The organism is Aquabacter sp. L1I39, assembly GCF_017742835.1.
Classification (GTDB): Bacteria; Pseudomonadota; Alphaproteobacteria; order Rhizobiales; family Xanthobacteraceae; genus L1I39.
This window is the reverse complement of the sequence record NZ_CP072392.1, coordinates 5,232,986-5,259,157: the sequence shown is the minus strand read 5'-3', so window position 1 is coordinate 5,259,157 and position 26,172 is coordinate 5,232,986. Positions and strand designations below refer to the sequence as shown.

Sequence of the window (26,172 nt, the reverse complement as noted above, 5' to 3'; positions counted from 1 at the left end):
AAGCAGGGCGCCGGACGGCGGAACGCAGGTGCGTTCCTAAAGGTCCACCACCTCTGCGCCGCGGTTGTTTCCCCGCACGCAATCAAAACCCAGATTGGCTTTTTCAGCATAACGGCTGCGCAACCGGGATGAAAGCGCTTCGGCCTCATCCGGGCTTCCCAGAATGGCAAAACCGGTGGGGCCCCAGGAACTCTGGCCAATGCCAGCAACGCCTTGGGTGGCAAGGAATTCCATCACCTCGGTCACATCCGGGCTGGAATAACGCCCGCCGCCCTGGGCCGCGGCATAATGGTCGCCCAGATGCCGCTGGATCTCGCCCACCGCCGCGCCGAATCCCTCCGCATGGCCTTCCGCTAGGGATGGCAGCGCGCGCATGAGGGCGAGGTGGCACAGATGGGCGGCGAGCGTCTCCGGGAAGGGCGGCAGGCGGCCCATGGCGTGCGTCTCCGCCTCACCGGAAAGGCCGGCGCGGGCGGTGTCGGTGACGAGCAGGATGCGCCAGTCCTGCGGCACCGGCAGGCGGGCAATGACCGGGGGCGGGGCATCCGCGTCGCCGGCAAGCGCCTTTCCGCCGTCGAGAACCACGCCACCCGCCATGAAGGCGGCAAGGCCGATGGCCGAGCGCTGGCCGCGCCCCAGCGCGCCGGCAAGGGCGCGCGGATCGTCTGGTCGTCCTGCGAGCCGGCTCATGCCGGCGGCCACCGCCAGCGCCAACTGGGTGCCAGAGCCCAGGCCATTATGGGTCGGGAGGGCGGTTTCCACGGTAATGGCCAGGGGCTGACGGCCGCCGGCGGCGGCGCGCACCGCGTCGCGGGCGCGCCCGGCCCGTGCGCTATCGGGGCCCGCGAGGCTGTCCATCTCGGCAGGCGCGAGATGGACGGTGGTGACGGGGCGCTCCAGGGTCAGACCGAGAGAGCCGAAGCGCCGGCCGAGACTGCCGCCAAGATCGAGGAAGCCGAGATGCAGTCGGGCCGGGGCGGTGACACGCACAGCGCCCGGAACTGCGCTCGCGGGGCCGTCCGGGCCCTGCGTGCTGCCCCCGATCACTGGGCCAGCGCCGCCTTCAGCTTCTCGGCATGCTCCGCCAGAACGGCCATGTCTTCCTTGATGCTGGCGGCCGGCTTCATGGGCACGCCCTCATGGCGGGGAATCACGTGCACATGCAGGTGGAACACCACCTGTCCGCCAGCGCTCTCGTTGAACTGCTGGACGGTCACGCCATCGGCGGCGAATGCCGCCTTGCCGGCGCGGGCGACCTTCTGGGCGACCTTGGCCACATAAGCGAGGTCCTCGGGGTCGATGTCCAGGATGTTGCGGGCGGGCGCCTTGGGGATGACCAGCGTGTGGCCGGGAGCGCGGGGCATGATGTCGAGGAAGGCATAGGCCTTCTCGTCCTCATAGACCTTGAAGGCCGGCAGTTCGCCCCGCAGGATCTTGGCGAAGATGTTGTTGGGATCGTAGGCGGGCGCGTCGCTCATCGGGGGCCTCCGGCGATTGCTTTGGCTTTCGCATCGCAGGCGTGGGGCGAAGGGTCAAGCCCCCGCGCGGCCAGGCACCGGGGGGGCCGGCGTGCAGACGCCCGGAGCACATGGGTCCGGGCGCTGCGGCAAAGGGCGCGCCAGCGCGCCCGAATGGGTTTGCCGAAGGCGCGTCAGCGCGCCTTGTAGGTGCTGTGGCAGGTGCGGCAGGTCTGGGCGACGGCGGAGAAGGCGCTCTTGAAGCCGTCGGCGGTGCCGATATTGGGCGCGCCCGCTGCCACAGCCTTGTTGAAGGCAGCCAGCTCGGCGTCGAAGCCGGCGCGGTTGCTCCAAACGGCCGGCAGGGCCTTGGTGTCGCCCTTGTCGGAACCTTCGGGGAAGAGCGAGCCGAACTTGGCGCCGCCCTCGGTATAGGTCTTGAAGATGGCGGCGGCCTTGGCGGCGTCGAAGGGCGCCTCGCCCTTCAGCATCGCCGCGCCGGCGCCGGTCTGCTCGCCGATCTGCTTCATGATCGCCTGCCGCTCCTTGATGGGATCGGACTGGGCGCCGGCGGTCGCGGCTACGAAAGGCAGGACCAGGGCAGCAAGGAGAAGTGGGCGCATCGGGTGCTCCGTGTCGGACATGACGATGCGTTATATGGAATTCTTCCATGCTGCGGCCAGGGCCGAGCTGTCACGCTCGCGCGAGCAGGAGCGGGGGAAGGCCGGTTTTCCCCTCACTGTGTTGTTTGCGCCGCAGCAATCGCCTCCCGCACTGCGAGCGGGGTGGCGGGCATGTCCAGATGCGCAATTCCACAGGCGCGATGGAGCGCATCCACCACCGCATTCATCACCGCTGGGCAGGCGCCGATGGTGCCGGCCTCGCCCGCGCCCTTCACGCCGAGCGGATTGGTGGTGCAGGGCACGTTGCGGGTCTCGAAATGGATGGGCGGAATGTCCTGCGCGCGGGGTAGGGCATAGTCCATGAAGGAGGCGGTCAGCAGTTGGCCCTCGCTGTCGAAGACGGTGCGCTCCAGCAGCGCCTGGCCGAGGCCCTGAGCGATGCCGCCCTGCACCTGGCCTTCCAGCAAGGTCGGCGTTACCACGGCGCCGAAATCATCCACCACCGTATAGGAGACCACGCGCACCTCGCCGGTGAGCGGGTCGATCTCCACCTCGCAGGCATGGGTGCCGTTGGGATAGGTGGCTTCCGGCGGGGCGAAGGCATCCTGGGCGGCGATGGTGCCCTCATTGGCTTCCGGCAGCGCGGCGAGGGCGGAAAAGTCCAGGCGCCGGTCGGTGCCCGCCACTTCCACGCCGCCATCCACCAGCTCAATGTCGCCGGGATCGGCCTCAAGCGCGTCGGCGCCCAGCTCCCGCAGCTTCTGGGCGAGGCGCCGGGCGGCGCCCGCCACCGCCGCGCCGCCCACCGGAATGGAGCGCGAGCCGCCGGTGCCGTGGCCTTCCGCGGTGTCGTCGGTGTCGCCTTGGAGCACCCGCACCCGGTCCAGCGGCACCTTCAGATGGGCGGCGGCCAGATGCGCATAGGCGGTCTTGTGGCCCTGGCCGGACGATTGGGAGCCGATGCGCAAGGTGAAGGCGCCATCCTTGTCGAGGCGCAGGAAAGCGGGCTCGGGCAGGCCGCCGCCGCAGGCCTCGATATAGGTGGCAAAGCCGAAGCCGCGCAGCAGACCGCGTGCCTTGGACGCCTCCGCGCGGGCGGCAAAGCCGGCATGGTCGGCGCGCTCCAGGGCGCGGGTCATGTGGCCGTCGAACTCGCCGCTGTCGTAGAGGCGACCGGTGGCGGTGGCATAGGGCATGGCGGACGGAGCGATGAAGTTGCGCCGCCGCAATTCCTCTGGCGGCAGACCGATCTGGCGGGCGGCGGCATCCACGAGGCGCTCGATCACATAGGCGGCTTCCGGCCGGCCGGCACCGCGATAGGCGTCCACGGGCACGGTGTGGGTGTAGATGCCGCGAATGCGGGCGAACACCGCCTTGATGTCATAGACCCCCGGCAGCATGCGGGCGCCGCCCACCGGCACGAAGGGGCCGTAATAGGCCAGATACGCGCCCATATTGGCAGATGTCTCCACCCGCAGCGCCAGGAAGCGGCCGTCCGCGTCGAGCGCCAGTTCCGCCTCGGTGATGTTGTCGCGGCCCTGGGTGTCGGCCTGGAAATGTTCGCTGCGGTCGCCGATCCAGGCGAGCGGCGCGTTCAGCCGGCGGGCGGCCAGCGCCGCCAGGGGATATTCGGGAAACGGGAACATCTTGGTGCCGAAGCCGCCGCCCACGTCGGGGGTGACGACGCGCAGGTCCTCGCGTGGCCATTTCAGGATCTTGTCGGCCACCGCATTGCGCAGGAGATGGCTGCCCTGGCTGCCCAGCGTGAGGCGGACCCGCCCGCTCTCCTCCACCTCGGCGAGGACGCCGCGGGTCTCCATGTAATTGGTGATGACGCGGTTATTGACGAGGCGCAGCCGAACCACATGGGCGGCCTCGGCAAAGGCGGCATTGGTTGCCGCCTCATCGCCGATCTCGCTGGTGAAGGCCACATTGCCTGGCCGCTGCGGCCAGACCTGCGGCGCATCCGCCGTGGTGGCCTGGTCGAGGTCCGCGATGGCGGGCAGGGGGTCCCAGGAAATCTCCAGCGCCTCGCCGGCATCGCGGGCGGCGTCCGCCGTATCGGCAACAATGAAGGCGAGGGGCTCGCCCACATGGCGCACCACCTCCTTGGCGAGGATGGGGTGATCGGGCTTCCAGAGGCGGGCCTCGCCCACGATGGCGATGACCGCCGCCACCGGCAAGCTGCCGCAATCGGCCACGTCATCGCCGGTGAGAACGAGGCGCACGCCCGGCATGGCCTCCACCGCCTCGCGTCCGCTGATCTCGAACCGGGCGTGGGCATAAGGCGAGCGCACCACATAAGCGAAGGCGGCATTCGCCTTGGCGGCGGCGTCCGCCACGAAGTGGCCGGCCCCGGTCAGAAGGGCGGGGTCCTCGAGCCGGGTATAGGGCTGGCCATGTCCGAACTTCATGGACGTCATGGGGTCACTCCGGCTAGGGCGCGATCTGCTCAGATAGCAACAATCTGAGCGGTGAATCGCCCGCGCTTACTTTGAAAAGAGACGGATTCACCGACCGAACGGGATCGCATGACGATCCGGTGCGGTCGGATCCGGCTCTAAGGGGACGGCGCCCGCGCCGCTCGCCCCCGGCGGTGCACGTTCGACCTGTTCCAGATTTGGCGTGCGCGGCGCCCCAAAGCAATACGGGCGCGCGAATGAAGTGCGCCCGAGCCATGTCCTCAGCGGCTGGCGACCATGGCCGCCACCGCGTTCCCCACCTCTTCCAGCAAGGCGGCGTCGCGGGCGCGCACGACAAGGTTGGTGTTGGGGCGGCCGTTTTCGTCCAGGAAGGGATAGGAGCCGATGATCGCCTTGGGATAGCGCTTGGCGATCTCGCCGAGGGGGGCTGCGATGTCGCCTTCCTTGGCATTGGCCTGCACCGTGCGAGAGAGCATGGGCGCGCCCTTGCGCAACTCGGGGATGATGGCTTCCAGCATGGCGTGCATGATGCGCGGCACGCCCGCCATCACATAGACATTGCCGAGGCGAAAGCCCGGCGCCTTGGAGACGGAATTGACCACCAGGTCCGCCCCGTCGGGAATGCGGGCCATGCGCAGGCGGGCCTCGTTGAGGTCCTTCTCGGCAATATATTCCAGCAGCATGGCGCGGGCGCGCGGATCCACGTCGATGGAAACGCCGAATGCTTTCGCGATGGCGTCCGCGGTAATGTCGTCATGGGTCGGGCCGATGCCGCCGGTGGTGAAGACATAGTCATAGCGCCCGCGCAGGGCGTTCACGGCGGCGACGATTTCCGGCTCCTCGTCGGGCACGACGCGGACCTCCTTCAGGTCCACGCCCACCTCAGTGAGGCGTTCGGCCACATGGCCGATATTCTTGTCCTTGGTGCGGCCCGAAAGGATCTCGTCGCCGATCACCAACAGCGCGGCGGTGACCGGTTCCTTGTCTTCTGCCGCCTTCATGACCCGACCTCCTGCTTGGTACAAAAGCACCGAAGGCGCCTTTGCCCACGTTTTGACCACCCTATGCCCCGTCTTTCCCCTGACACCTCCCTTGCGGGTGCCGGGTCTTCCTTGGCACGATGTTTGTACATAGGGTGGAATCAAGCGGAGTGGCAGTCCAAATGCGGCGTACTTTCGACGAGATGTCCAGCGACGACGGCGTTGTCCGTCCGGCCTATGACACGCTCAGCAAATGGCTGAGCACCGTCCCCCATGACGTGCTGAACCAGCGCCGCAAGGAGGCCGAATACATCTTTCGTCGAATAGGGATTACCTTCGCCGTCTATGGCGAGCAGAATTCCCAGGAACGGCTGATCCCGTTCGACATCGTCCCGCGCATCATCACCCATGATGAGTGGACCGGCCTTGCCAAGGGGCTGGAGCAGCGCACCAAGGCGCTGAACCTTTACATCAATGACGTCTACGGCAAGCGCGACGTGCTGCGCGCCGGCATCATCCCGGAGGATCTGGTCTACCAGAACCCCGCCTTCCGGCCGGAGATGAACGGGCAGAAGGTGCCCCACGACATCTATGTGCACATTGCCGGCATCGACATCGTGCGCACCGATCCCTCCACCTTCTATGTGCTGGAGGACAACGCCCGCACCCCATCCGGCGTGTCCTATATGCTGGAGAACCGGGAGATCATGCTGCGGCTGTTCCCCGAATTGTTCTCAATGCACAAGGTGGCCCCGGTCGACAAATATGCCGACGACCTGCTGGCCACCCTGCGTTCGCTGGCGCCGCACCGCAGCCATGAGCCGAACGTGGCGATCCTGACCCCTGGCATCTACAATTCCGCGTATTACGAGCACTCCTTCCTGGCCGACAAATTGGGCGTCGACCTGGTGGAGGGACGCGACCTCTTCGTGAAGGACAATGTGGTGTACATGCGCACCACCGAGGGTCCCAAGCGCGTGGACGTGATCTATCGCCGCCTCGACGACGACTTCCTGGATCCGCTCGCCTTCCGCCCCGACAGCGTGCTGGGCGTGCCCGGCCTGATGAGCGCCTACCATGCCGGCAACGTGACCCTGACCAATGCGGTGGGCACCGGGGTGGCGGACGACAAGGCCGTCTACAGCTACATGCCGGACATCATCCGCTTCTATCTGGGCGAGGAACCCATCCTGCCCAACGTGCCCACCTGGCGCTGCCGCGAGCCGGACCATCTGAAATATGTGCTCGACCACCTGCCCGAGCTGGTGGTCAAGGAAGTGCACGGGTCCGGCGGCTACGGCATGTTGGTGGGGCCGAAGGCGGACAAGGCGCAGATCGAGGTCTTCCGCAACAAGCTCAAGCACGACCCGGCCAATTTCATCGCCCAGCCGACGCTTGCGCTGTCCACCTGCCCGACGCTGGTGGAAGAGGGCGTCGCGCCCCGCCACGTGGATTTGCGGCCCTTCATCCTCACCGGCAGCGACAAGGTGCGCATCGTGCCGGGCGGGCTGACCCGCGTCGCCATGAAGGAAGGCTCCCTGGTGGTGAATTCCAGCCAGGGCGGCGGAACCAAGGACACCTGGGTGCTCGATGTCTGATCGGGCTTCCCAAATCTGACCCTCACCGAGGACGCGCCAACGCGCGGCGCCCCGAAGCGCCGCCTCCCGTCACCTTCCAGATGGTGCCACCATGCTCTCCCGCACCGCAGACAACATCTACTGGCTGACCCGCTACGTGGAGCGCGCCGACTGCCTCGCGCGCATCCTCGACGTGGCGCAGCGCCTGTCCTATCAGCCCGTCTCCTATGGCGGCTCCACCAATGAATGGGGCTCGGCCATCCTCACCGCCGGCTGCTCCGAGCTGTTCGTGGCCAAGCATGGCGCGCTGGAGGAGGCGACCGAGGATGCGGTGGTCTCCTTCCTCGCCTTCGATGCGGAGAACCCCGCCTCCATCCGCAATTGCGTGGAAATGGCCCGCACCAATGCGCGCTCGGTGCGCACGGCGCTCACATCCGACATGTGGGACGCCATCAACGGCGCCTGGATCGAGCTGCGCGCCTTCCCCGACAAGGCGCTGAGCCGGGAGGAACTGACGCGCTTCCTCGCCTTCGTGAAGGAGGCGACCCTGCGCTTCGATGGCGCCATGTACCGGTCCATGCTGCGCAACGATGCCTATTGGTTCGCGCGCACCGGCACCCATGTGGAGCGCGCCGACAACACGGCCCGCATCCTCGACGTGAAGTATCATGTGCTGCTGCCCGAGAAGGAGCGGGTGGGCGGGCCGCTGGATTATTTCCAGTGGGCCTCGATCCTGCGCTCCGTGTCGGCGCTCACCGCCTTCCACTGGGTCTATCGCGACAGCGTGAAGCCCTGGCTGGTGGCGGACCTGTTGATCCTGAACCGCGCCATGCCGCGCTCGCTGGCCTCCTGCTACGAGAATCTCACCCGCTCGCTGGACGACATTGCCGGCGCCTATGGCCGGCAGGGCCCGGCCCAGCGGCTCGCCCGCGCGACCCAGGCCAAGCTCACCAATCACAGCATCGACGATGTGTTCCAAACCGGCTTGCATGAATTCATTTCCGAGTTCATTTCAGAGAACAATCGGCTCGGCGCAGCCATCAATGAACAATATCTGACCTGAGCGCGGCAGGATCTGCCGCGCCAGTTTCCGAGGGGTCACATGCGTATTCGGATCCGGCACGAGGTTCGTCACCGGCTCGAACCCAATCTGCGCACCGCGACCGCGACCATTCGCGTTACGCCCCGCAACCATGTGGGCCAGCACATCCTGCGCTGGTCCCTGGACATCGTGCCCGACTGCCGCATCTATCCCCAGGAGGATGCGTTCGGGAACCTGACCCATACCTTCTCCCTGGAAGGACCGGGCGAGCACATCACGCTGCTCGCCGAGGGCGAGGTGGAGACGCAGGACACCAGCGGCATCGTGCGTGGAACGGTGGAGCGTTTCCCGGCCTCCTTCTTCCGCCGCCAGACCGACCTCACCACGCCCTCGGAGGACCTTACCGCCCTGGCGGAGGAGGTGACGAAGACCGGTGAGGACGATCTCGGCCGCATGCACGCCCTCATGGCTCTCATCGCCGAGCGCTTCGATGAGGTGGAGGGCGAGGGGGCCGTGCCCGCCGCCGCCGATGTGGCGGAGAAGCTGGTGGGGACGAGCGCGGGCCTCAGCCAGGTCTTCACCTGCGTGGCGCGCCTTGTCGGCGTGCCGGCCCGCCAGGTGTCCGGCTATGCAGCGGAGGAAGGCACCATGGGCGCGGCGCGGCAGTGGGCCGAGGCCTATCTGCCAAAGATCGGATGGGTGGGCTTCGACAGTGGCCGCTGCCTGTGCGCCACGGATGCCTATGTGCGCCTTGCGGTCGGCCTGGACAGCCTTGGCGTCGCCCCCATTCGCGCGCTTGGGGCGACCACGGTGGTCGAGGTGAAAGCCAAGGATACGACCCTCCCGACCCGTGGCAGCCAGAACCAGTCGCAAGGCTGAGCTGCCAACCTATCGGGGCGATGGGGGCTTGCGCGCCCTCGCGGTTGAGGCATCCCGGGGGGGCGCCCGGCAGTCCCTGCCACCGGCGCTTTCCGCCCATCCCCGGCTTGGCACTCCCCGTGTGGAGGGGCGAAAGCAGGGCGCGGCCGACGCTGAAAGAACATTCCGTTCTTGCGCGATCAGTATACCCAGCTTATTGGCGACGGTCATGTTCGGACGAACCGGAACCGGCTTCGCTTGAACATGAACCGCGCTTCCCGGCGAGGAGGGCGTGGCTACCGCGCTGTTGAGCGCGCGCGGCAGGGTCACATGCTCCATCCCATCAGCGAGAGCCATGCAGCCTTCGGCGGGACTCCCCAACCTGTTCGTGCTTGGCGCCGGCAAGAGCGGCACCACGACGCTTCATCAGCTTTTGGGCCGGCATCCTGACATCCATGTCTGCGATCCAAAGGAGCCGAGTTTCTTTTGCAGCCATTTCCAGGTTGTTCGGGATCCCGTTTCCTATTTCCGGTTGTTTGCCTCCGACCGCCGGTATCGCGTTGATGCCTCGCATGTCTATTTTTCCAACCCGGAGACCGCTCCCGTCCTGCGGGCGCTTTTCCCAGAGGCGAAAGTCCTTCTGATCTTGCGCCATCCGAAGGCGCGAGCCCATTCCCTCTACCGGCACATGCGCTTGTCCATGCATGATGATGGACGCCCCCTAGAACTGGCCGAGACCTTCTACGAAGCCCTGCGGCTTGAGGACGAGCGGTTTCACTCGCCAGATTTCATGCGCAATTGCCGTCAGTATTTCTGGAATTTCATGTATATCCGTTCGTCATTCTATGACGAACAGCTCACGAGATACCTGGGTCTTTTCACACGCGAGCAGTTCCTCATCATGACGTTGGCCGAGCTTATCAGCAGGCCGCAACAGAAAATCGCCGAGATCGCGGCTTTCCTGGAGGTGGAGCCCTCTGGATTTGGAGAGAGCGTTCCCGTGGTCAATGCGGCCCCGGCCTATGAGGGCTTCGACCAGATGTGCGACGCCTTCATGGGCGATCGGTTTGGCGATCTCACCCGCCGCGTGGACGCCCTCGTGGGGCGGGCGATGGACTGGTCTGTGTGAGGCGGCTTCGGGATGTTCCCTTGCTGCCCTGAAATGGCTAAGGTCCCGCTGGGTCGCGCGCCGTTTCATGTTCCCCCGTCGAGCCGCGCCCCAGGGCTGGAGGCTGCGTCTGGCCCGGGAAGAGGCGCGCCCAACACCACAACAGCGGATGGACCCTTGACCCAGGAAGACGATCTCGCACGGGTGAAGAACCGCGTCTGGTTCTATGAATTCGATCTGCCCGATGGAACCGTGACGGTGACGGATGTCCCCGCCCATGTGCGTCCCATCCATGGGTCGAGACGAGACAAGCTGCGGCAGGTGCTCGAACGCCATGTTCCCGACGCGCGCGATCTGGTGGCCTATGATTTCGCGTCCCACGAGGGCTATTACAGCCTTGAGCTGGCCCGTCATTTCCGGGCGGTGCGCGGCTATGAGATCCGGCGGGACAGCCTGGAGGCGGCGCAGCTCGTCACCAATCTCCTGCAGGTCTCAAACGTCGAGTATCTCCAGGCCGACCTTCAAACCATGGCCTATGATCCGTCCCAGACAGCCGACTTCCTGCTGCTTTATGGCCTGATCTACCATCTGGAAAATCCAGTCCACACCCTGCGGCTGGCCAGCCAGATGACCCGCAAACACATCCTGATCGAGACCCAGGTCTTCCCTTATGACCTAACAGGACTGATTGAAGACGGCTTCTTCACCAACCAGCGCCGCATTGAGGGCGTGTTTGGCGTTGCACCCGATTATTCCTGGGGCCGGGAAGGCGGGTCCACGGACCTTGCCCTCGTTCCGTCCCTGAACGCGCTGCTGTTCCTGATGCGGGGCTTCGGCTTCACCACGATCGAGGTGCTGCCGCGCGAGCCGGGCGACTATGAGCAGTTCGCGCGTGGAACACGCGTGGTGGTGTACGGCCGAAAAGACGCGTGAAGGGGAGGCGACAGGTCGCCTTATCCCAGTTGGGAGATGCTCCACACCAGTGCGGCCGACACGGCAAGGAGCGCCAGCGCCAGCAAGGCCGGGCGCATGCGGGGGGCGGGTTCGGTGGCGGGGAGCGTCTTGAAGCCCGTCACCATGGGCCGCACCAGATCCTGGCCCTTGAAGGCCGCATAGGCCAGCACCGCCGCCACATGGAGTGCGGCCGCCAGCACGATCAGGTTGAAGTTGAAGGCGTGCCACCCGGTGAGCGTATCCGACAGGCCGCCGACGAAATGGGCGAGCGGGCCTTCGGTGAAGACGCCGTCATTGGAAAACAGGCCGGTGCCGGTCTGCACCAGCAGCAGCGCCAGCAGCACCAGAACCATGAGCCCGCCGGCCGCATTGTGACCCACTTCCCGGTCGGGGTCGCGGCGCAGGAAATGGGAGAGGTGCCCGAGCGCCGCCCCTGGCCCCTTCACGAATCGCGAGAAGCGCGCGGTGTCGCTGCCAAAAAGGCCCCACAGGATGCGAAACAGCACCAAGGTGAGGATGGTGTAACCGCAGCGGAAGTGCCAGTCGATGAGGCCCAGCTCGGCGGTGAAATAGGCGGCGGTGATGAGCCCCACCAGCGACCAGTGGAACAGGCGCGTGGGCAGGTCCCACACTTTGGTGCGCTGCAGCGGCTGATGCATGGCGGTGTCCTCTTGGGGTGCGTGAGCTCGGCCTTATGTCAGGGCATAACCTGACGGCAAGGAATAAGGCCGTGATTTGGCAGCGACCGGCGCTGAGGTGCCGGCTCGCAGGGGCGGCATGCCATTGTTGCATGACACAAATTTAAGGGAAGCGGGTATAGGACGAAGGGCGCCGCGGGACGTCTTCCGCCGGCCCAGACAGATCCAGACATGCGCCCCTCCCTCGGCATTTTCCTGCAGCTTTGCGCGACGCTCGCGTTCGCCATCATGTCCACGCTCGTGCGCGGTGTCGCCGACGAGGTGTCCAGCGGCCTCGTGGTGTTCGCTCGTTCCATGATCGGCCTGGTGCCGCTCCTCATCTGGCTCGGTGCGCGCGGGGAATTGCGGGGGGCGTTCGCCACCACCCATTTCGGTGGCCATGTGGTGCGTGGTCTCGTGGGAGTCTCCTCCATGTGGGCGGGCTTTGCCGCCCTCGCTTATATCCCCCTCGCCGAGGCCATCGCCTTTACCTATGTGACGCCGCTCGTCACCGTGGTGCTCGCCGCCCTGATCCTGTCCGAGCGGGTGCCGGCCTATCGCTGGCTGGCGGTGGGCATCGGCTTCGTCGGCATCATCACCATGCTCACCCCCATCTTCTCCATGCACGGCATGAAGGCGGAGGGGGCGGCCGTCGGCGTGGGCTTGGCCTTGTTCGGCGCCATCGGCGCGGGCTTTGCGGTGACACAGGTGCGCCGCCTGACCCAGACCGAGACCACCGGCTCCATCGTCTTCTATTTCTCCATCGTGGCCGCGGCGGCGAGCCTCGTCACCGTCCCGCAGTGGTCGCTGCCGTCCTGGCATGCGGCGCTCGTGCTGGTGGGGGTCGGGATTTCCGGCGGCGTCGGGCAGATCCTGCTCACCGCCGCCAATCGCTATGCCCCCGCTTCCGTGGTGGCACCGTTCAACTATGCCACCTTGCTGTGGGCGGTGGCCTTCGGCGCCATGTTCTTCCGGGAATGGCCCCATTGGCTGGTCTTCTGCGGCGCGGCGCTGGTGGTCGCGGCCGGCGCTGGCGTCGCCTGGCGCGAAGGGCGCGTCGCTCACCGGTCCCGAACCCTTCCGTGATCTATCCCTGACGGGGCTCCAGGCATGACGGACGACGCTTCGGTCTCCCCGCTCTCCACGGCACCGGGGCCGAGCGTTCCGGACCTGTTCCTGACTTTCCTGCGCATTGCCTTGTCCGGCTTCGGCGGCGCCTTGCCTTTCGCCCGCCGCGAACTGGTGGAGCGCAAGGGCTGGCTGGACGCGCGGGAGTTCAACGACCTCCTGTCCATCTGCCAGCTCATGCCGGGGCCCAACATCGTCAACATGTCCTTCTGCATGGGGGCGCGGTTCGCCGGCTTTCTCGGCGCGGCGGCGGCGTTTGGCGGGCTGATCCTGGCGCCTTGCGTCATCGGCATCACCATCACCGCCATCTATCTGCGCTACGGGCAGGTGCCGGAAGTCTCGGGCATCCTGCGCGGCATCTCGGCGGCCGCCATCGGGCTGTTCCTGGCGCTGGGGCTGAAGATGGCCTTTGCCGAGCGGCGCAGCCCTCACATGCTGGTCTTCGCGGCCCTCGCCTTCGCCGGCGCCGGGCTTATGGGCTATCCGCTGCCCTTCGTCATCCTGGCCCTGGCGCCCTTTTCCATCGCGGCGGCGTGGCGGTGGTCCAAATGACCGGGCGCGATCCGCTCTTCGACCTCACCGCCCATATGTTCATGCTGTCGTTCCTGGCCATTGGCGGGGCGAACGCGGTGATCCCGGAACTCCACCGCATGGCGGTCGAGTCCTATGGCTGGATGGGCGACACCACCTTTGCGGACCTCTTCGCCATCGCCCAGGTGACGCCGGGCCCCAATGTGCTGCTGGTGACGCTGATCGGCTGGTATGTGGCCGGCGTGCCCGGCGCCATCGCGTCCACCCTGGTCATGTGCGTGCCCTCTGGCGCTGCGGCCTATGCCATGTCTCGGCTCTCCAACCGCTACAAGACCGCCAGGCCCCGCATCGCCATCCAGCGCGGGCTGGCGGCGCTGACCATCGGCATCGTGCTGGCGAGCGCCTATATCCTGATGGGCGTCGCCGACACCCATGCGCTGGCCTATGGGGTGACGGCGCTGGCCGCCATCGGCTCCCTCACCACCCGCCTCAACCCCATCTGGCTGATCGGGGTTGGCGCGCTCGCGGGGGCGTTCGGGCTGGTCTGAGGGGCTTAGAGCATGCGCCGATCGGCCTGCACCGCAGGCTGATCGGATCACGCATTCTCTCTCAATGAGTGAGAGGGCGATTCACCGATCAGATTGATTCCATCTGATCGGATCGCGCTCTAGTAGCCCAGCATCTTGAGCGCGGCGGCGCCAGGCGCCAGCATGGCGAAGGCCCAGACGGCGGCGCTTGAGACGTTGGCCGCCTGGAACGGCACTTGCCCCATGGCCATGATGCCGGCCACCAGCGGCACGATGGCCCGCAGCGGCCCGAAGAAACGCCCGATAAACACACCCCAGACGCCATAGCGGGTGAAGAAATCCTCCGCCCGCACCACCAGATCGGGTCGGCGGCTGAGCGGCCAGAGCGTCTTCGCGTGCGCCTTGTAGTGGAAGCCCAGCCAATAGGAGAGCGCATCCCCCAGCACCGCGCCGGCGACCGCCGCGCCCCAGATGGGCCAGAAGGGCAGGCCGCTCGCCTCGATCAAGGCGCCGATGCCCAGCAAGAGAGCCGTGGCGGGAATGAAGATGGAGACGAGGGCCAGGGATTCCCCGAAGGCCAATCCGAAAACCAGGATGGGTGCCCAACCTTGATGCTCACGCACGAAATCCAAAACCGGGGTGACATAGGATTGCAGATCGAACATGGCTCCTCCGCCCGCCTATGTCGTGAAGGCAGGGCATTTCTTCAAGTGGCCGGCCTTTCACGCCGCAGACATGGTTGAGAGCCCGTTGATCCGCGGATGTGCCTTGAAATGACCATGGATCTGCGCCATATGAGCGTCGCAGCAATCAGGCGACGCCCGCACAATCAGGGCGCGGGTTGCTCTCGGGCCGCGTAGCGGAAGTGAGCTGATGGCCGGCACTGCCGGTGTCACAGGCTTTTGCCCGATTTCGACCAGATGTTTTGCGACAGCCCAGGCCACGCGGGGTGTCATCGACCCTCGCGAACGCGCGCGGTGTGCGGAATGCATCCGCCGCGCCGATGCCGTTCGCCGCATGAAAGTTGTAGCTTGACCACGTTTTCCGAACTCGGCCTTGCCGAGCCTATCGTCCGCGCGCTCACCGACGTGAAGCATGTGACCCCCACGCCGATTCAAGAGCAGGCCATCCCCCAGGTTCTGGCCGGCCATGACCTGATCGGCATCGCGCAGACGGGCACCGGCAAGACGGCCGCCTTTGCGCTGCCCATTCTCGACCATCTGGTGCGCCGTCCGCTCCATCTCGCGCCCAAGTCCGTCCGCGTTCTCGTCCTCTCGCCCACCCGCGAGCTGTCCGGCCAGATCGTGGAGAATTTCCAGAAATTCGGGCGCCACATGCGCCTGTCCGTGGAGCTCGCCATTGGCGGCGTGCCCATGGGCCGCCAGATCCGCGCGCTGCATCGCGGCGTGGACGTGCTGGTGGCCACCCCCGGCCGTCTCATCGACCTCATGGAAAACCATGCGGTGAAGCTGGACGCGGTCGAAGTGCTGGTCCTCGACGAGGCCGACCAGATGCTGGACATGGGCTTTGTCCATGCGATCCGTGCCATCGTGCGCAAGCTGCCGGCCAAGCGCCACAGCCTGTTCTTCTCGGCCACCATGCCCTCGGCCATCGCCGAGCTGGCCAATTCCATGCTGCACAAGCCGGTCACCGTCTCGGTGACGCCGGCGGCCAAGACTGCCGACCGGGTGGACCAGCGCGTCATCCTCGTCGAGAAGCAGGGCAAGCCCGGCCTCCTCGCCGAGCTCCTGGGCGACGAGCCCATCGACCGCGCCCTCGTCTTCACCCGCACCAAGCATGGCGCCGACCGGGTGGTGAATGCCCTGGCCAAATATGGACACAAGGCCGAAGCCATCCATGGCAACAAGTCGCAGAACCAGCGGGACCGTGTCCTCGCCGCCTTCCGCGAAGGCACCGTGCGCACCTTGGTGGCCACCGACATTGCCGCCCGCGGCATTGATGTCACCGGCGTCAGCCATGTGTTCAATTTCGACCTGCCGAACATCCCCGAATCCTATGTGCACCGCATCGGCCGCACCGCCCGCGCCGGCAAGGAAGGCATCGCCATCTCCTTCTGCGACGGGGAAGAGCGCGCGTACCTGCGCTCCATCGAGCGGCTGATCCGCATGCAGATCCCGTTGTCGGACCGCCGCGGCGTGCCCGCCAGCGTGTCTCCCGTTCAGGGCTTCGTGCCCGCGGCGGAGGAAGACGGCGAGCGTCGTCATTCGCGCGGGGGCCGTCCCAATGGCGGCGGCCGCTCCGGTTCCGGTGGACGTCCGCCGCGCGCGGGCCGTCCTGACGGCGGCCGTGGCGAAGGCGCGCGCGCCGACGGCGATGCCACCGGTGGCAACCGGGGGCGTGGCGGTGAGCGGCGCGACGGCCGCCCGCAGGACAAGCGTGCCAGCGAGCACCGGTCCGAGGGGCGTCCCTCCGAGGCCCGTGGCCAGGAGAGCCGCGGCGCCGAGGGCCGTCCGCACGAAGGGCGCCCGGTCGGGCGTCGGGATCAGCGCGGCAGCCGTCCCCAGGGTGGCGCCGGGCGCGATGGCACCGATATCGGTGCGGTTGGTTTTCTGCGGTCTGGACCTGCGCGCGGCGGCAAGCCGGGCTCGGCCTTCAAGGGGCCGCGGTGACATTCTGAGCTCGCGCCCACAGGCGCGGGCTCTGTCCTTATGATACGGGGCCGATTCACCGATCGGATGGACTTCGTCCCATCGGCTCGAACCCTGGGGTAGCTGGAGAAGACTATATGGCGAAGGAAGAACTGCTGGAGTTTGAAGGTACGGTCACGGAAGTGCTGCCTGACGGCAATTTCCGTGTACGGCTCGACAATGATCATCAGATCCTGGCCTATGCGGCCGGAAAGATGAAGAAGAACCGCATCCGCACCATCGAGGGTGACCGGGTGGTGGTGGAGATGTCCCCCTACGATCTGGATCGCGGGCGCATCAACTTCCGTCACAAGGCCGAGGGCACCATGCCTCCGCCCGGCGTCCGCCGGCAGCAGAACTTCCGCCGCCGCTGAGGCGCTCCGGCGGCTCGGCCCGGCCCGCCTGCACGGCAGGGCCTGCCGAGGCGAGAAGCCGGGCAGCCGCATTTTTGCGACCCGGGCCGCCCTTGTGCGGCCCGGGTCGCCTGCGTTTCAGGGGGGGGGGCCGGGCAGGGGAGGGAACAGCCTTCCGTCGCGCCGAACCATGCCCCTTGCTTCCGGCGCCGCCGCACCGCTACCTTCCCCGCCCACAACAGGCCGCGCTGACGGCAGGGGAGAGCGAATGGGAGGGGTGGAGATGGCGGGCGCATCGGCGCAACCGTGCGCCGTGAGCCTGAGCGAGGTGCGCATCGCCTTTCCCGATGCCAAGGGTGGGCCGGGCTATGTGGCTGTGGATGCCGCCTCCCTGCATGTGGCCGATGGCGAATTCGTCGCCATTGTCGGCCCCACCGGGTGCGGCAAGTCCACCTTGCTGAATGCCACGGCCGGCCTTTTGACGCCCGCCGCCGGGATGGTGGAGATTTATGGCGCCCCGCTCGCCGGCCTCAACCGCAAGGCCGGTTATCTCTTCCAGGCGGAAGCCCTGTTTCCCTGGAAGACCGCCGTCGACAATGTGGCCATTGGCCTTGAGATTGCCGGCACTCCCTCCGCTGAAGCCCATGAGCGCGCCCGCGCCTGGCTCTCCCGCGTGGGCCTTGCGGCCTTTGCCGATCGCTATCCCCACATGCTGTCCGGCGGCCAGAGGAAGCGGGTGGGCCTCGCCCAGGTGCTGATCCGCGACCCCAAGATCCTGCTCATGGACGAGCCCTTCGGCCCCTTGGACGCCCAGACCCGCCAGATCATGGGCAACCTGCTCCTCGACCTGTGGAGCGCCGACCGCAAGGCGGTCCTGTTCGTCACCCACGATCTGGAGGAAGCCATCGCCTTGGCGGACCGGGTGGTGATCATGGGGGCGGGGCCGGCCTCCCGCATCATCGGCGAGTGGAAGGTGGCCCTGCCGCGCCCCCGCGACATTTCGGACGTGCGCCTCGACCCCGCCTTCCATGCCCTCCACAAGGAGATCTGGTCGGCGCTGAAGGAAGAGGTGGTCAAGGGTTACCGTCAGGCGGAGGGCGTGGCGTGAGACGGGTCAAACTGCTCTTTCTCCAGGTGCTGGTGGCGGTGGTGCTCATCGGGATCTGGCATTTTGGATCCACGGTGAAGGTGCCCGGAGGAATCGTCTCGACGAAGCCCTTCTTCCCCCTTGATCCGTTCTTCTTCTCCACTCCTCTGGCGGTGTTCGAGCGCACCTGGCGCGACTTCGCCACCGGCGTGATCTGGTATCACCTCGGAATCACGCTTCTGGAGACCGTTCTGGCCTTCGTCATCGGCGCGGTGGGTGGTGTATTGGTGGGCTTCTGGTTCGCTCGTCAGCAATTGGTTGCCGAGGTTTTCGACCCTTATGTCAAGATGACCAATGCATTACCGCGCGTGGTGCTCGCACCCATATTTGCGCTATGGCTCGGTCTTGGGATCTGGTCGAAAGTGGCGTTGGGGGTGACGCTGGTGTTCTTCATCGTCTTCTTTAATGTCTATCAAGGTGTAAAAGAAGTCAGTCCGACGATACTCGCCAATGCGCGCATGCTCGGCATGAGTGAGAGGCAGTTGCTGCGGCACGTCTACTGGCCCTCGGCGCTCTCTTGGATGTTTTCTTCGCTGCACACAGCTGTTGGCTTTGCCTTGGTGGGTGCGGTGGTGGGCGAATATTTGGGCTCTGCTGCCGGCCTCGGCTACCGCATTCACCAGGCCGAGGGTGTCTTTGACGTGACCGGAGTCTTCTCGGGAATGCTTGTGCTGGCTGTCTTCGTTATTTTGATCGACACGCTGGTTACTGCGATCGAAAACCGCCTCATGGTGTGGCGGCCCACCGCTTCCGGACAACAGAAATAATCGTGGGAGGACAACAGGATGACCACCCTTAGCAGGACCCGTCGGCAGGTTTTTGCCGCGCTTGCGGCCGGCGCGCTTGCGCTCGCCGCTTCCGTTCCGGCCTTTGCCCAGAAGGCAGAGAAGACGCAGCTTACTCTAGGCGTCGGCGGCAAACCGTTGCTTTATTATCTTCCCCTGACCATTGCCGAGCGCAAGGGTTTCTTCAAGGAGGAGGGGCTCGACGTTTCCATCAACGATTTTGGTGGCGGCGCGAAGTCGCTGCAGGCGCTCATCGGCGGCTCAGTGGATGTGGTGACGGGTGCGTATGAACACACCATCCGCATGCAGGCGAAGGGCCAGGATATCGTCTCCGTCATCGAGCTTGGCCGTTATCCCGGTATTGTCCTTGTGGTGCAGAAGGACAAGGCGGAGAAGTACAAGAGCGTGAAGGACCTGAAGGGCGCCAAGATTGGCGTCACGGCGCCGGGATCTTCCACGAATTTCTTCGTCAACTTCCTCCTGGCCAAGGACGGCTTGAAGCCGGAAGACGTCTCCTTCGTGGGCGTCGGCGGCGGCGCCTCAGCGGTCGCCCAGATGAAGCGTGGCGAGATCGACGCCATGTCCAATCTCGACCCGGTCATCACCAAGCTTCAGAGCGACGGGGACGTGGTGGTGCTTGCTGATACGCGGACCGAGGAGGGCAACCAGAAGATTTTTGGCGGAACCAATCCTGCAGCCGTCCTCTACATGAAGCGCGACTTCATGGAGCAGAACCCGGTCACCGTTCAGAAGCTGGTGAATGCCTTCTACAAGTCGCTGAAATGGCTGCAGACGGCGAGCCCCGAAGACGTGGCGAAGGTTGTCCCCGAAGAATATCTGCTGGGAGATCGTGCGCTTTATATCGCGGCGGTCAAGGCATCCAAGCCCACTTACTCCCTCACCGGAATCATTCCTGAAAGCGGGATGAAGAATGCGCTGGGAATGCTGGTGGAGTTTGATCCGGAGCTGAAGGCCGCCAAGATCGACTTGCCGAAGACGTTCGACGGCCGCTTCGTGGCCAAGGCCGCCGAGACGGTCAAATAGCGAGCGCTTTTTGATCGCGTGACGGAAAACGCGGAAACGGCGAAGTTCAGCCCTTGAATCGCCGGGTTCGGCTCCTACATAGGAAACAACAGGCCAATGACCGCGTTTAAGTCGCGGTCGCGGGAGACGGACGGATGTACTCCGATCCCTTTGGCCAGAAGCCGGACCGACCCGGTCCGGCTCGCCTTCCCCACGGATCAAGGCGCGGTGCGCAACTCCTTCATGGAAGGGTGCGGCTACCCGGCATAGCCGCGCGCCGCATCCGATCAGATTTGGGGCGTCGGCTGATAGGATGTGATGTCAAGGGGTTACGGACGGATGTACTCCGGACCCCTCATGGGTCACATGCCCTTGACGACGTCGATGCAAGGTTCGGCCAAGGCACAGGATGCTAAGGTCAGGGTCCCGGGATGGACGGACGGATGTACTCCGCTGTTCCGGTGAGCGTGCCGGCCGATCGTTCTGCGATCGGCCCGGCTCCAGCTAGAGAAAGGCGGTCCGTTTCGGCGGGCCGCCTTTTCTTTTGGGCCGGCGTTTATCCCGTGACGACACGCCCTGAGGCGTTTCAAAGCGAAGTGGGAGCCGGTTCGCGCACGGGAAATGCCTTAAAACAAGGGATAGCGCGCTAGAGCCGGATCCGACCACACTGGATCGTCATGCGATCCAGTGTGGTCGGTGAATCCGTCTCTTTTCAAAGTGAGAGAGGGCGATTCACCCCTCAGATTGATTCAATCTGAGGGGATCGCGCTCTTCGGCGTTTCCGTGGAGCGCTGAAGCGCTCTAGTCTGGCGCGGGAATGGCGTCCGTGCGCGACTGGCGCGGCCCCTGGGGCGCACTGGCGAGCGCGGCGTGCAGGCTGGTGCGCGAAAGATTGGGGTTGTAGTGGGGGTCCACCAGGGTGGAGGTGTGCCACATGGCCTCCATCCGCTGGCGCTGCGCCTTCAGCCTGTTCCGGTGCGCCTTGCCCCGGCGGCGGCCGCGAGAGGCGGATTCGTGGTGAATCAGGCACGCAAAGGGTGTCCACACCACTTCATAGCCCGCATGACGCGCCTTGAGGCACAGGTCGATGTCGTTGCAGTCCTCGGCAAAGCGGACGGCGTCCAGAGGCCCCACCTCGTCCCAGCACTTGCGGGTGATGACCAGGCAGGCGCCGGTGACGGCGCTCACATTGGTGCGGTTCACGAGGCGTCCGAACGGGCCGGGCGCGTGCTCGGAGGCGTGAGAGAACCAGTGGGCAGCATAGCGGAAAAGACCAACGATCACACCGGCATGCTGGATCGAATGATCCGGAAACAGGAGCTTTGCACCGACCACTCCGGTGCGCGGCAAGGCACTCACCGCCACCATCTCCCGAAGCCATGATCCGTCGACCACCTCGATGTCGTTGTTGAGCAGGCACAGGATCGAGCCTTGCGCCGCCGCCACGCCGGCGTTGCAGATGCGCGGATAGTTGAAATCGCCTTCGTCACGAATGATTGTGGTGCGCGGCCAGGTTTCCCGCACCTCCTCGAAAAGCGCGAAGGTCTTTTCCTCCACCGAGCCGTTATCGACGATGATGATCTCGAAATTCTTGTAGTCGGTACGCGTGGTCAACGACCGCAGCGCCATGCCCATCAGGTCCGCCCGGTCACGGGTGGGGATGACGATCGAGACCAGCGGCTCCGGCTGCGGCACCGGATAGTGCGCCTTCAAAAATCCATCCGGTGTATCAGTGACTTGCACGCCCAGGATGCGCGACGCGGCGGCCAATTCCAATGCCCCGGGGGCGGTGTGGCAAGGGCCCCGCCTGCTGAAGGCGACACGGGGAATGTGTCGGATGGCGGAAGGCGGAAGGGTGTCGATAACCGCAAGGCGCAACATGTGGCGCCCGCCGTCAAGCCAGCGTCGCGGGGCCCTGCGCAAAGTATTCGCGCGGGCCGCGACGATGTGGCCGATGTAATCGGTCGACCGCAGTAAATGTCGATTGAACGCTGGCTTGAACAGCCCCCCCTCCGGTTGCCCCCGCCCATCGATCATTTCTTCATCCGTATAGACAATCTCACATGCCACGTGTTCCGCGAAGGTCGCCCGAATCATCGCCACTGCATCCCGCGTCGGCGCGCCGGACAGAGGCAGTTCGGCGACAAGTCCGCCAGCGATGCCGGACAAGGCACGGGCGACGGGGCCTTCATTGGCGGGAGCGCCGGCGACCACCCGGCAGTGTGGTGCGTTGGTGAGCAGCGTGCGGACCCAGGCGATCAGATCGCCGGGCGCGTCGCGGGTCGCGGTGACAACCCACTCCCATTCGGGGTCCGTCTGGCCCTGCAGCGCGTCGTAGGCACCCCGTACCTCTGCCCGAGTATTCGCCGAGTCCAGGATGGTGACGAAGGTGAGCCGGAGATCCTTGGCCGGTGGTGCAATATCCTGGAAGTCACCCACATGGGCGGAGCGATAGCGGCGATAGCGCACCGCCTGTTCCGCGAGGCGGGCGGGGGAGGATTCGAGCAGAGCCGCATGAACGCCGCGCAGATCCCGCGCCGCAGCGCCGGCCTCACGCCAGCGGCGGGGGAGAGGATCGCCGGAAAAGCGTCCGCGGACGAACGTGTGGAGCTTCAATGCGACCTTGCTGCGCGGAAAAAGCCCAAGGCGAAGGGCATGCCGGCTGCGCGTGAGGATGCGGGTTGTGCCCTTGGGCATGAAGAGGGCGCATTGGGGACCCTGCGCGGTCGCCTGCCCCAAATCCGTGCCGGAGGCCGCCAGAAAGGTGACATCGGTGCTTGGCGAGATGCCGGGGTCGGAGGGATCGACCAGAGCGAGGATGAAGGCGCTGCCGCCGAGCGCGAGGCGCAGGCGCCAAGCGAGCGGCAGGGTGTGCACCTGAGCGTCAGGTGACTGAGCAGATGCCCGCAGCCATACAGGATCAATCTCTACGGCCATTCGGGTCCCTTGCCGACATCCTCGTGGATCAATTCTAGACGCCCTTCCTTATCGTTCCCTTGAAGCACTCCACATTGATAGACGGCAAGCGCATGGAGCAAGGACTTGCGGATGATCGCATGGGGGCGATGACGGGGAGCCTCTTGACGCGCCGCCACAACGGGCCTTCAACTCCGCCGCCGGCATCTTCCCCGAGATCCGGCCGTTCTTCTCGGCCTGCTGCGTTCTGCGGCTGACCGGTCTCGATCTTCACCGCGCCGGAATGGCCCGAAGGCCCAACGGCCGGGCGTTCAGCAGAGGGCACCATGTCCCAGACCAAAGTCGACCTCTTCGTTATCGGCGGTGGATCGGGAGGTGTGCGCGCGGCACGTATCGCAGCGCAGCATGGCGCGCGTGTGATGTTGGCGGAAGAGTTCCGCATGGGGGGCACCTGCGTCATTCGCGGGTGTGTGCCGAAGAAGCTGTTCGTCTATGCCGGGCGCTTTGCACACGACCTCGAAGACATGGCCGGCTTCGGTTGGACGGTGGAGGGCGCAAAGTTCGACTGGTCGACCCTGGTCGCGAACAAGGACAAGGAAATCGCGCGCCTGGAGGGCATTTATCAGCGCAATGCGGAACTGGCGGGTGTCACCGTCGTCGCCTCGCGCGCCGTGGTGGAAGGCCCCCACACGGTGCGTGTGCTCGCCACCGGAGAGAGGGTTGAGGCGGAGCGGATCCTGATCGCGACCGGGGCCAAGCCCTCGCTCGGGCCGGACATTCCCGGCCGGGATCTTGCCATCACCTCCAACGAGGCATTTCATCTGGCGGCATTCCCCAAGCGCATTCTGGTGCAGGGTGCGGGCTACATCGCCGTAGAGTTTGCCGGCCTGTTTCGGGCGCTGGGCGCCCAGGTGCATCTGGTGCTGCGGGGCGACAAGATCCTGCGCGGCTTCGACGAGGATGTGCGTGATCACCTGACCGCGGAGATGGCTCAAGCGGGCGTCCATCTCCTCACCGGTCGTACGCTCGGTGCCATTGCTCAAGAGGCGGACGGCAAGCATGTCGCGCTGTCCGATGGATCTTCGGTCGTGGTGGATGAGGTGATGCTGGCGATCGGCCGCGATCCTAATTCCCACGGATTGGGGCTGGAAGAGGCCGGCGTCGAACTGGACCCGCTGGGCGCCGTCAAGGTCAATGCGGGCTCGCAGACGACTGTGCCCTCCATCTATGCGGTCGGCGACGTGACCAACCGGGTGAACCTCACCCCGGTGGCGATCCGCGAGGGTCATGCCTTCGCCGACACTGTCTACGGCAACAAGCCGTGGAGCGTGGACCATTCCCTCATCGCCACCGCCGTCTTCTCCGAGCCGGAAATTGGCACGGTGGGGCTTTCCGAGCAGGCGGCTCGCGCGGCCGGGCACGCGCTGGATATTTACAAGGCCACGTTCCGGCCGCTCAAGGCGACGTTGTCCGGCTCTCCGTCCAAAATGCTCATGAAGCTCGTGGTGGATCAGGCGACCGACAAGGTGCTCGGCTGCCACGTGGTGGGAGAGGGCGCAGCGGAAATGATCCAGATGGCGGCGATCGCCATCGGCATGGGCGCCACCAAGGCGGATTTCGACCGGACGGTCGCGGTCCATCCCACCGCAGCGGAAGAGTTTGTCACCATGCGGACCAAAGCCTCCTGAGGGGAGGGGGCTTTGGTTTTTCCTTGCTCTGCCCCAACGGGTTATCAGATGAAGAAGCTTTCTCTCTTTGCCTTAGCGGTTGCCCTCTCGGCGAGCCTTCCGGTGGCAGCCGCGCCGATCCTGCCTGCGCAGGACCAGGCCGGTGACGTGAACACCTACCAGGCCCTTGCGCCCGCGGATCGCATGGCGACCCTTGAAGCCTTCACCGGCAAGACCATCCGCCCCGGCTCCGTCTTCGACAATCTGGACGCCTGCACCCTGCGCGCCACCACCGAGCCATCTGCGGGCAGCGCGCGCCTCGGTAAGATCATTCCGGCCTGCGAGAAGGAACTGGGTTACTGAGACAACTGGGGGACGAGCGCCGGTCGCATCGGTCCCCCAGCTGACTTCTAAGGCTTCGCGTCAGGCTGGCTGGAGAAGAGCCGGCCTTTCTCGGCCCAGAGCGTCAGGGCGATGGCGGCGAGGCCCAGTACGAAATAGCCGAGCCCCAGGGGCAGGACGGTGCCGTTGAACGCCTGTCCCACGACAACGCCCAGCACCGCTCCGACAAGTGTCGTGTAGAAGCCGATGAAGGAGGAAGCGGAGCCTGCCACCGCGCCCACTGGCTCCATGGCCATGGAATTGAAGTTGGGAACGGTGAACGCGAACAGCGCCTGATTGATTGACAGCAGCGCGCAGAAGACCAGCAGCGGCGGCTTGCCGGCAAAGGCGAGGGCGACGACCACCTGCACCGCACCGACCAGCGTGAAACCGCACAGCCCGAAATGGGAGATGCGTCGCATGCCCAGCCGCCGCACGAGCTTCGCATTGATGAAGGAGGCGACCGACATCACTCCGGCCACCACCGCGAAGGCAATGGGGAACAAGGCGCCGAGCTGATAGACGTCGGTCTCGAAGATCTGCTGCGCGGACGCTACATAGGCCATCAGTGAGCCCATCATGAAGCCGATGGCGGTGGCATAGCCCACCGTGCGGCGGCTTGAGAGCGTGATCCCCATGGCACGGCTAATGCCTGCCACGGAGAAAGGCACCCGGTACTCTGGATGCAGAGTCTCAGGCATGCGCAGGCCGAACCACACCGCCAGGATGAGGCTCAGGGTCAACATGGCACCGAAAATGAAGTGCCAGTGTCCCATGGTCAGGATCGCCCCGCCTATGGCTGGAGCTACCACCGGGATGATCAGGAACACCATCATCACGAACGACGACACCCGCGCCATTTCGCGGCCGGAGAAGCGATCACGCACAACGGCCATGGAGAGCACGCGGGCGGATGCTGATCCCATTCCCTGCACCGCGCGCGCCAGCAGAAGGATCTCGAAGCTCGGGGCGAAAATGGCCAGGACACAGCCCAAGGCATAGATGGCCAGCCCCGCCATCAGCACCTTCTTGCGGCCAAGCACGTCGGAGAGCGTGCCGTAGACCATCTGCATGAAGGCGAAGCCAATCATGTACGCCGTGACCACCCATTGCAGGTGGTTGGGCTCGGCGACCCCGAAATGCTCGCGGATGGGAACGAAGGCCGGCAGCAGATTGTCGATGGAAAAGGCAGTCAGGCCCATCATCAGTGCGACGATGGTGACGAACTCCGCGAAGCCGGGCTTTGTGCCCGTCTCCTGCGGCCGGCTTTGGGTGTGCGGCATCTGCAGCTCGGATTTCGGCCGGCCAAAAGGGCCGACACAGGCTGCTGCCTCTTACGCCATTGTGGTGCGAAACTGAATGCCATG

25 protein-coding genes are annotated in these 26,172 nt (G+C 65.7%); 16 read left to right on the top strand and 9 right to left on the bottom strand.

The window, feature by feature from the left end; all coding sequences use genetic code 11:
- Positions 1-36: 36 nt before the first annotated feature.
- The 5 genes from J5J86_RS23705 to J5J86_RS23685 all read right to left on the bottom strand — a co-directional run bounded on the left by J5J86_RS23705 (position 37) and on the right by J5J86_RS23685 (position 5,504).
- A complete protein-coding gene (locus J5J86_RS23705) occupies positions 37-990 on the bottom strand; it encodes a beta-ribofuranosylaminobenzene 5'-phosphate synthase family protein (RefSeq protein WP_209102687.1) in 954 nt (317 codons plus the stop codon).
- Between the two features lie 53 nt (positions 991-1,043).
- Positions 1,044-1,478 carry an HIT family protein gene (locus J5J86_RS23700; RefSeq protein ID WP_209102686.1) on the bottom strand — a complete coding sequence of 145 codons (435 nt, stop codon included), beginning with the start codon at positions 1,476-1,478 and terminating at the stop codon, positions 1,044-1,046.
- Positions 1,479-1,651: 173 nt separating this feature from the next.
- A complete protein-coding gene (locus J5J86_RS23695; protein WP_209102685.1) occupies positions 1,652-2,080 on the bottom strand; it encodes a c-type cytochrome in 429 nt (142 codons plus the stop codon).
- Between the two features lie 113 nt (positions 2,081-2,193).
- Positions 2,194-4,503 carry a xanthine dehydrogenase family protein molybdopterin-binding subunit gene (locus tag J5J86_RS23690; protein ID WP_209102684.1) on the bottom strand — a complete coding sequence of 770 codons (2,310 nt, stop codon included), beginning with the start codon at positions 4,501-4,503 and terminating at the stop codon, positions 2,194-2,196.
- 260 nt (positions 4,504-4,763) lie between these two features.
- A complete protein-coding gene (locus J5J86_RS23685; protein ID WP_209102683.1) occupies positions 4,764-5,504 on the bottom strand; it encodes a competence/damage-inducible protein A in 741 nt (246 codons plus the stop codon).
- Between the two features lie 161 nt (positions 5,505-5,665).
- Here J5J86_RS23685 and J5J86_RS23680 point away from each other — a divergent pair, with 161 nt between their 5' ends.
- From J5J86_RS23680 to J5J86_RS23660, 5 genes are all read left to right on the top strand, one after another.
- On the top strand, positions 5,666-7,081 hold the full coding sequence (locus tag J5J86_RS23680; protein ID WP_209102682.1) for a circularly permuted type 2 ATP-grasp protein: 1,416 nt from the start codon (positions 5,666-5,668) through the stop codon (positions 7,079-7,081).
- A 91-nt stretch (positions 7,082-7,172) separates the two neighbouring features.
- On the top strand, positions 7,173-8,123 hold the full coding sequence (locus J5J86_RS23675) for an alpha-E domain-containing protein (RefSeq protein WP_209102680.1): 951 nt from the start codon (positions 7,173-7,175) through the stop codon (positions 8,121-8,123).
- A 39-nt stretch (positions 8,124-8,162) separates the two neighbouring features.
- Positions 8,163-8,981: a transglutaminase family protein gene (locus tag J5J86_RS23670; RefSeq protein WP_209102678.1), complete on the top strand. Its 819-nt coding sequence runs from the start codon at positions 8,163-8,165 to the stop codon at positions 8,979-8,981.
- Between the two features lie 271 nt (positions 8,982-9,252).
- Entirely contained in the window at positions 9,253-10,089 is an 837-nt protein-coding gene (locus tag J5J86_RS23665) for a sulfotransferase family protein (protein ID WP_209102676.1), read from the top strand.
- 156 nt (positions 10,090-10,245) lie between these two features.
- Entirely contained in the window at positions 10,246-11,001 is a 756-nt protein-coding gene (locus J5J86_RS23660; RefSeq protein ID WP_209102674.1) for a methyltransferase domain-containing protein, read from the top strand.
- Between the two features lie 20 nt (positions 11,002-11,021).
- Here J5J86_RS23660 and J5J86_RS23655 read toward each other — a convergent pair whose 3' ends face one another.
- On the bottom strand, positions 11,022-11,681 hold the full coding sequence (locus J5J86_RS23655) for a cytochrome b/b6 domain-containing protein (protein ID WP_209102672.1): 660 nt from the start codon (positions 11,679-11,681) through the stop codon (positions 11,022-11,024).
- A gap of 210 nt (positions 11,682-11,891) precedes the next feature.
- Here J5J86_RS23655 and J5J86_RS23650 point away from each other — a divergent pair, with 210 nt between their 5' ends.
- The 3 genes from J5J86_RS23650 to J5J86_RS23640 are packed head-to-tail and all read left to right on the top strand — an operon-like array spanning position 11,892 to position 13,906.
- Positions 11,892-12,785 (top strand): DMT family transporter, encoded by an 894-nt coding sequence (locus J5J86_RS23650; protein ID WP_209102670.1) that lies wholly within the window; start codon positions 11,892-11,894, stop codon positions 12,783-12,785.
- A 24-nt stretch (positions 12,786-12,809) separates the two neighbouring features.
- Positions 12,810-13,379 (top strand): chromate transporter, encoded by a 570-nt coding sequence (locus tag J5J86_RS23645; protein WP_209102668.1) that lies wholly within the window; start codon positions 12,810-12,812, stop codon positions 13,377-13,379.
- Positions 13,376-13,906 carry a chromate transporter gene (locus tag J5J86_RS23640; protein WP_209102666.1) on the top strand — a complete coding sequence of 177 codons (531 nt, stop codon included), beginning with the start codon at positions 13,376-13,378 and terminating at the stop codon, positions 13,904-13,906. The genes J5J86_RS23645 and J5J86_RS23640 overlap by 4 nt, the downstream gene beginning before the upstream one ends.
- A gap of 119 nt (positions 13,907-14,025) precedes the next feature.
- Here the strand turns inward: J5J86_RS23640 and J5J86_RS23635 are convergent, their stop codons facing one another.
- Positions 14,026-14,550: a DedA family protein gene (locus J5J86_RS23635; RefSeq protein WP_209102664.1), complete on the bottom strand. Its 525-nt coding sequence runs from the start codon at positions 14,548-14,550 to the stop codon at positions 14,026-14,028.
- Between the two features lie 321 nt (positions 14,551-14,871).
- Here J5J86_RS23635 and J5J86_RS23630 point away from each other — a divergent pair, with 321 nt between their 5' ends.
- The 5 genes from J5J86_RS23630 to J5J86_RS23610 all read left to right on the top strand — a co-directional run bounded on the left by J5J86_RS23630 (position 14,872) and on the right by J5J86_RS23610 (position 19,862).
- Positions 14,872-16,515: a DEAD/DEAH box helicase gene (locus J5J86_RS23630; protein WP_209102663.1), complete on the top strand. Its 1,644-nt coding sequence runs from the start codon at positions 14,872-14,874 to the stop codon at positions 16,513-16,515.
- 116 nt (positions 16,516-16,631) lie between these two features.
- Positions 16,632-16,907, top strand: coding sequence for a translation initiation factor IF-1 (gene infA / locus J5J86_RS23625; protein WP_209102661.1), 276 nt, complete (start codon positions 16,632-16,634; stop codon positions 16,905-16,907).
- A 262-nt stretch (positions 16,908-17,169) separates the two neighbouring features.
- Positions 17,170-17,994 (top strand): ABC transporter ATP-binding protein, encoded by an 825-nt coding sequence (locus tag J5J86_RS23620; protein WP_209102660.1) that lies wholly within the window; start codon positions 17,170-17,172, stop codon positions 17,992-17,994.
- Complete coding sequence (locus tag J5J86_RS23615; RefSeq protein ID WP_209102658.1) at positions 17,991-18,800, top strand: ABC transporter permease; 810 nt, start codon at positions 17,991-17,993, stop codon at positions 18,798-18,800. The genes J5J86_RS23620 and J5J86_RS23615 overlap by 4 nt, the downstream gene beginning before the upstream one ends.
- 18 nt (positions 18,801-18,818) lie before the next feature.
- A complete protein-coding gene (locus tag J5J86_RS23610; RefSeq protein ID WP_209102656.1) occupies positions 18,819-19,862 on the top strand; it encodes an ABC transporter substrate-binding protein in 1,044 nt (347 codons plus the stop codon).
- A gap of 780 nt (positions 19,863-20,642) precedes the next feature.
- On the opposite strand, the gene J5J86_RS23605 is transcribed toward J5J86_RS23610, so the two are convergent.
- Positions 20,643-22,310, bottom strand: coding sequence for a glycosyltransferase family 2 protein (locus J5J86_RS23605; RefSeq protein WP_209102655.1), 1,668 nt, complete (start codon positions 22,308-22,310; stop codon positions 20,643-20,645).
- A 45-nt stretch (positions 22,311-22,355) separates the two neighbouring features.
- On the opposite strand from J5J86_RS23605, the gene J5J86_RS23600 reads away from it, so the two are divergent.
- From J5J86_RS23600 to J5J86_RS23590, 3 genes are all read left to right on the top strand, one after another.
- A complete protein-coding gene (locus tag J5J86_RS23600; protein ID WP_209102653.1) occupies positions 22,356-22,733 on the top strand; it encodes a hypothetical protein in 378 nt (125 codons plus the stop codon).
- A 350-nt stretch (positions 22,734-23,083) separates the two neighbouring features.
- Positions 23,084-24,445 carry a glutathione-disulfide reductase gene (gene gor, locus J5J86_RS23595; protein ID WP_209102652.1) on the top strand — a complete coding sequence of 454 codons (1,362 nt, stop codon included), beginning with the start codon at positions 23,084-23,086 and terminating at the stop codon, positions 24,443-24,445.
- 48 nt (positions 24,446-24,493) lie between these two features.
- A complete protein-coding gene (locus J5J86_RS23590) occupies positions 24,494-24,787 on the top strand; it encodes a hypothetical protein (protein ID WP_209102650.1) in 294 nt (97 codons plus the stop codon).
- Between the two features lie 47 nt (positions 24,788-24,834).
- Here the strand turns inward: J5J86_RS23590 and J5J86_RS23585 are convergent, their stop codons facing one another.
- On the bottom strand, positions 24,835-26,088 hold the full coding sequence (locus J5J86_RS23585; protein WP_209102648.1) for a multidrug effflux MFS transporter: 1,254 nt from the start codon (positions 26,086-26,088) through the stop codon (positions 24,835-24,837).
- Between the last annotated feature and the right edge of the window lie 84 nt (positions 26,089-26,172).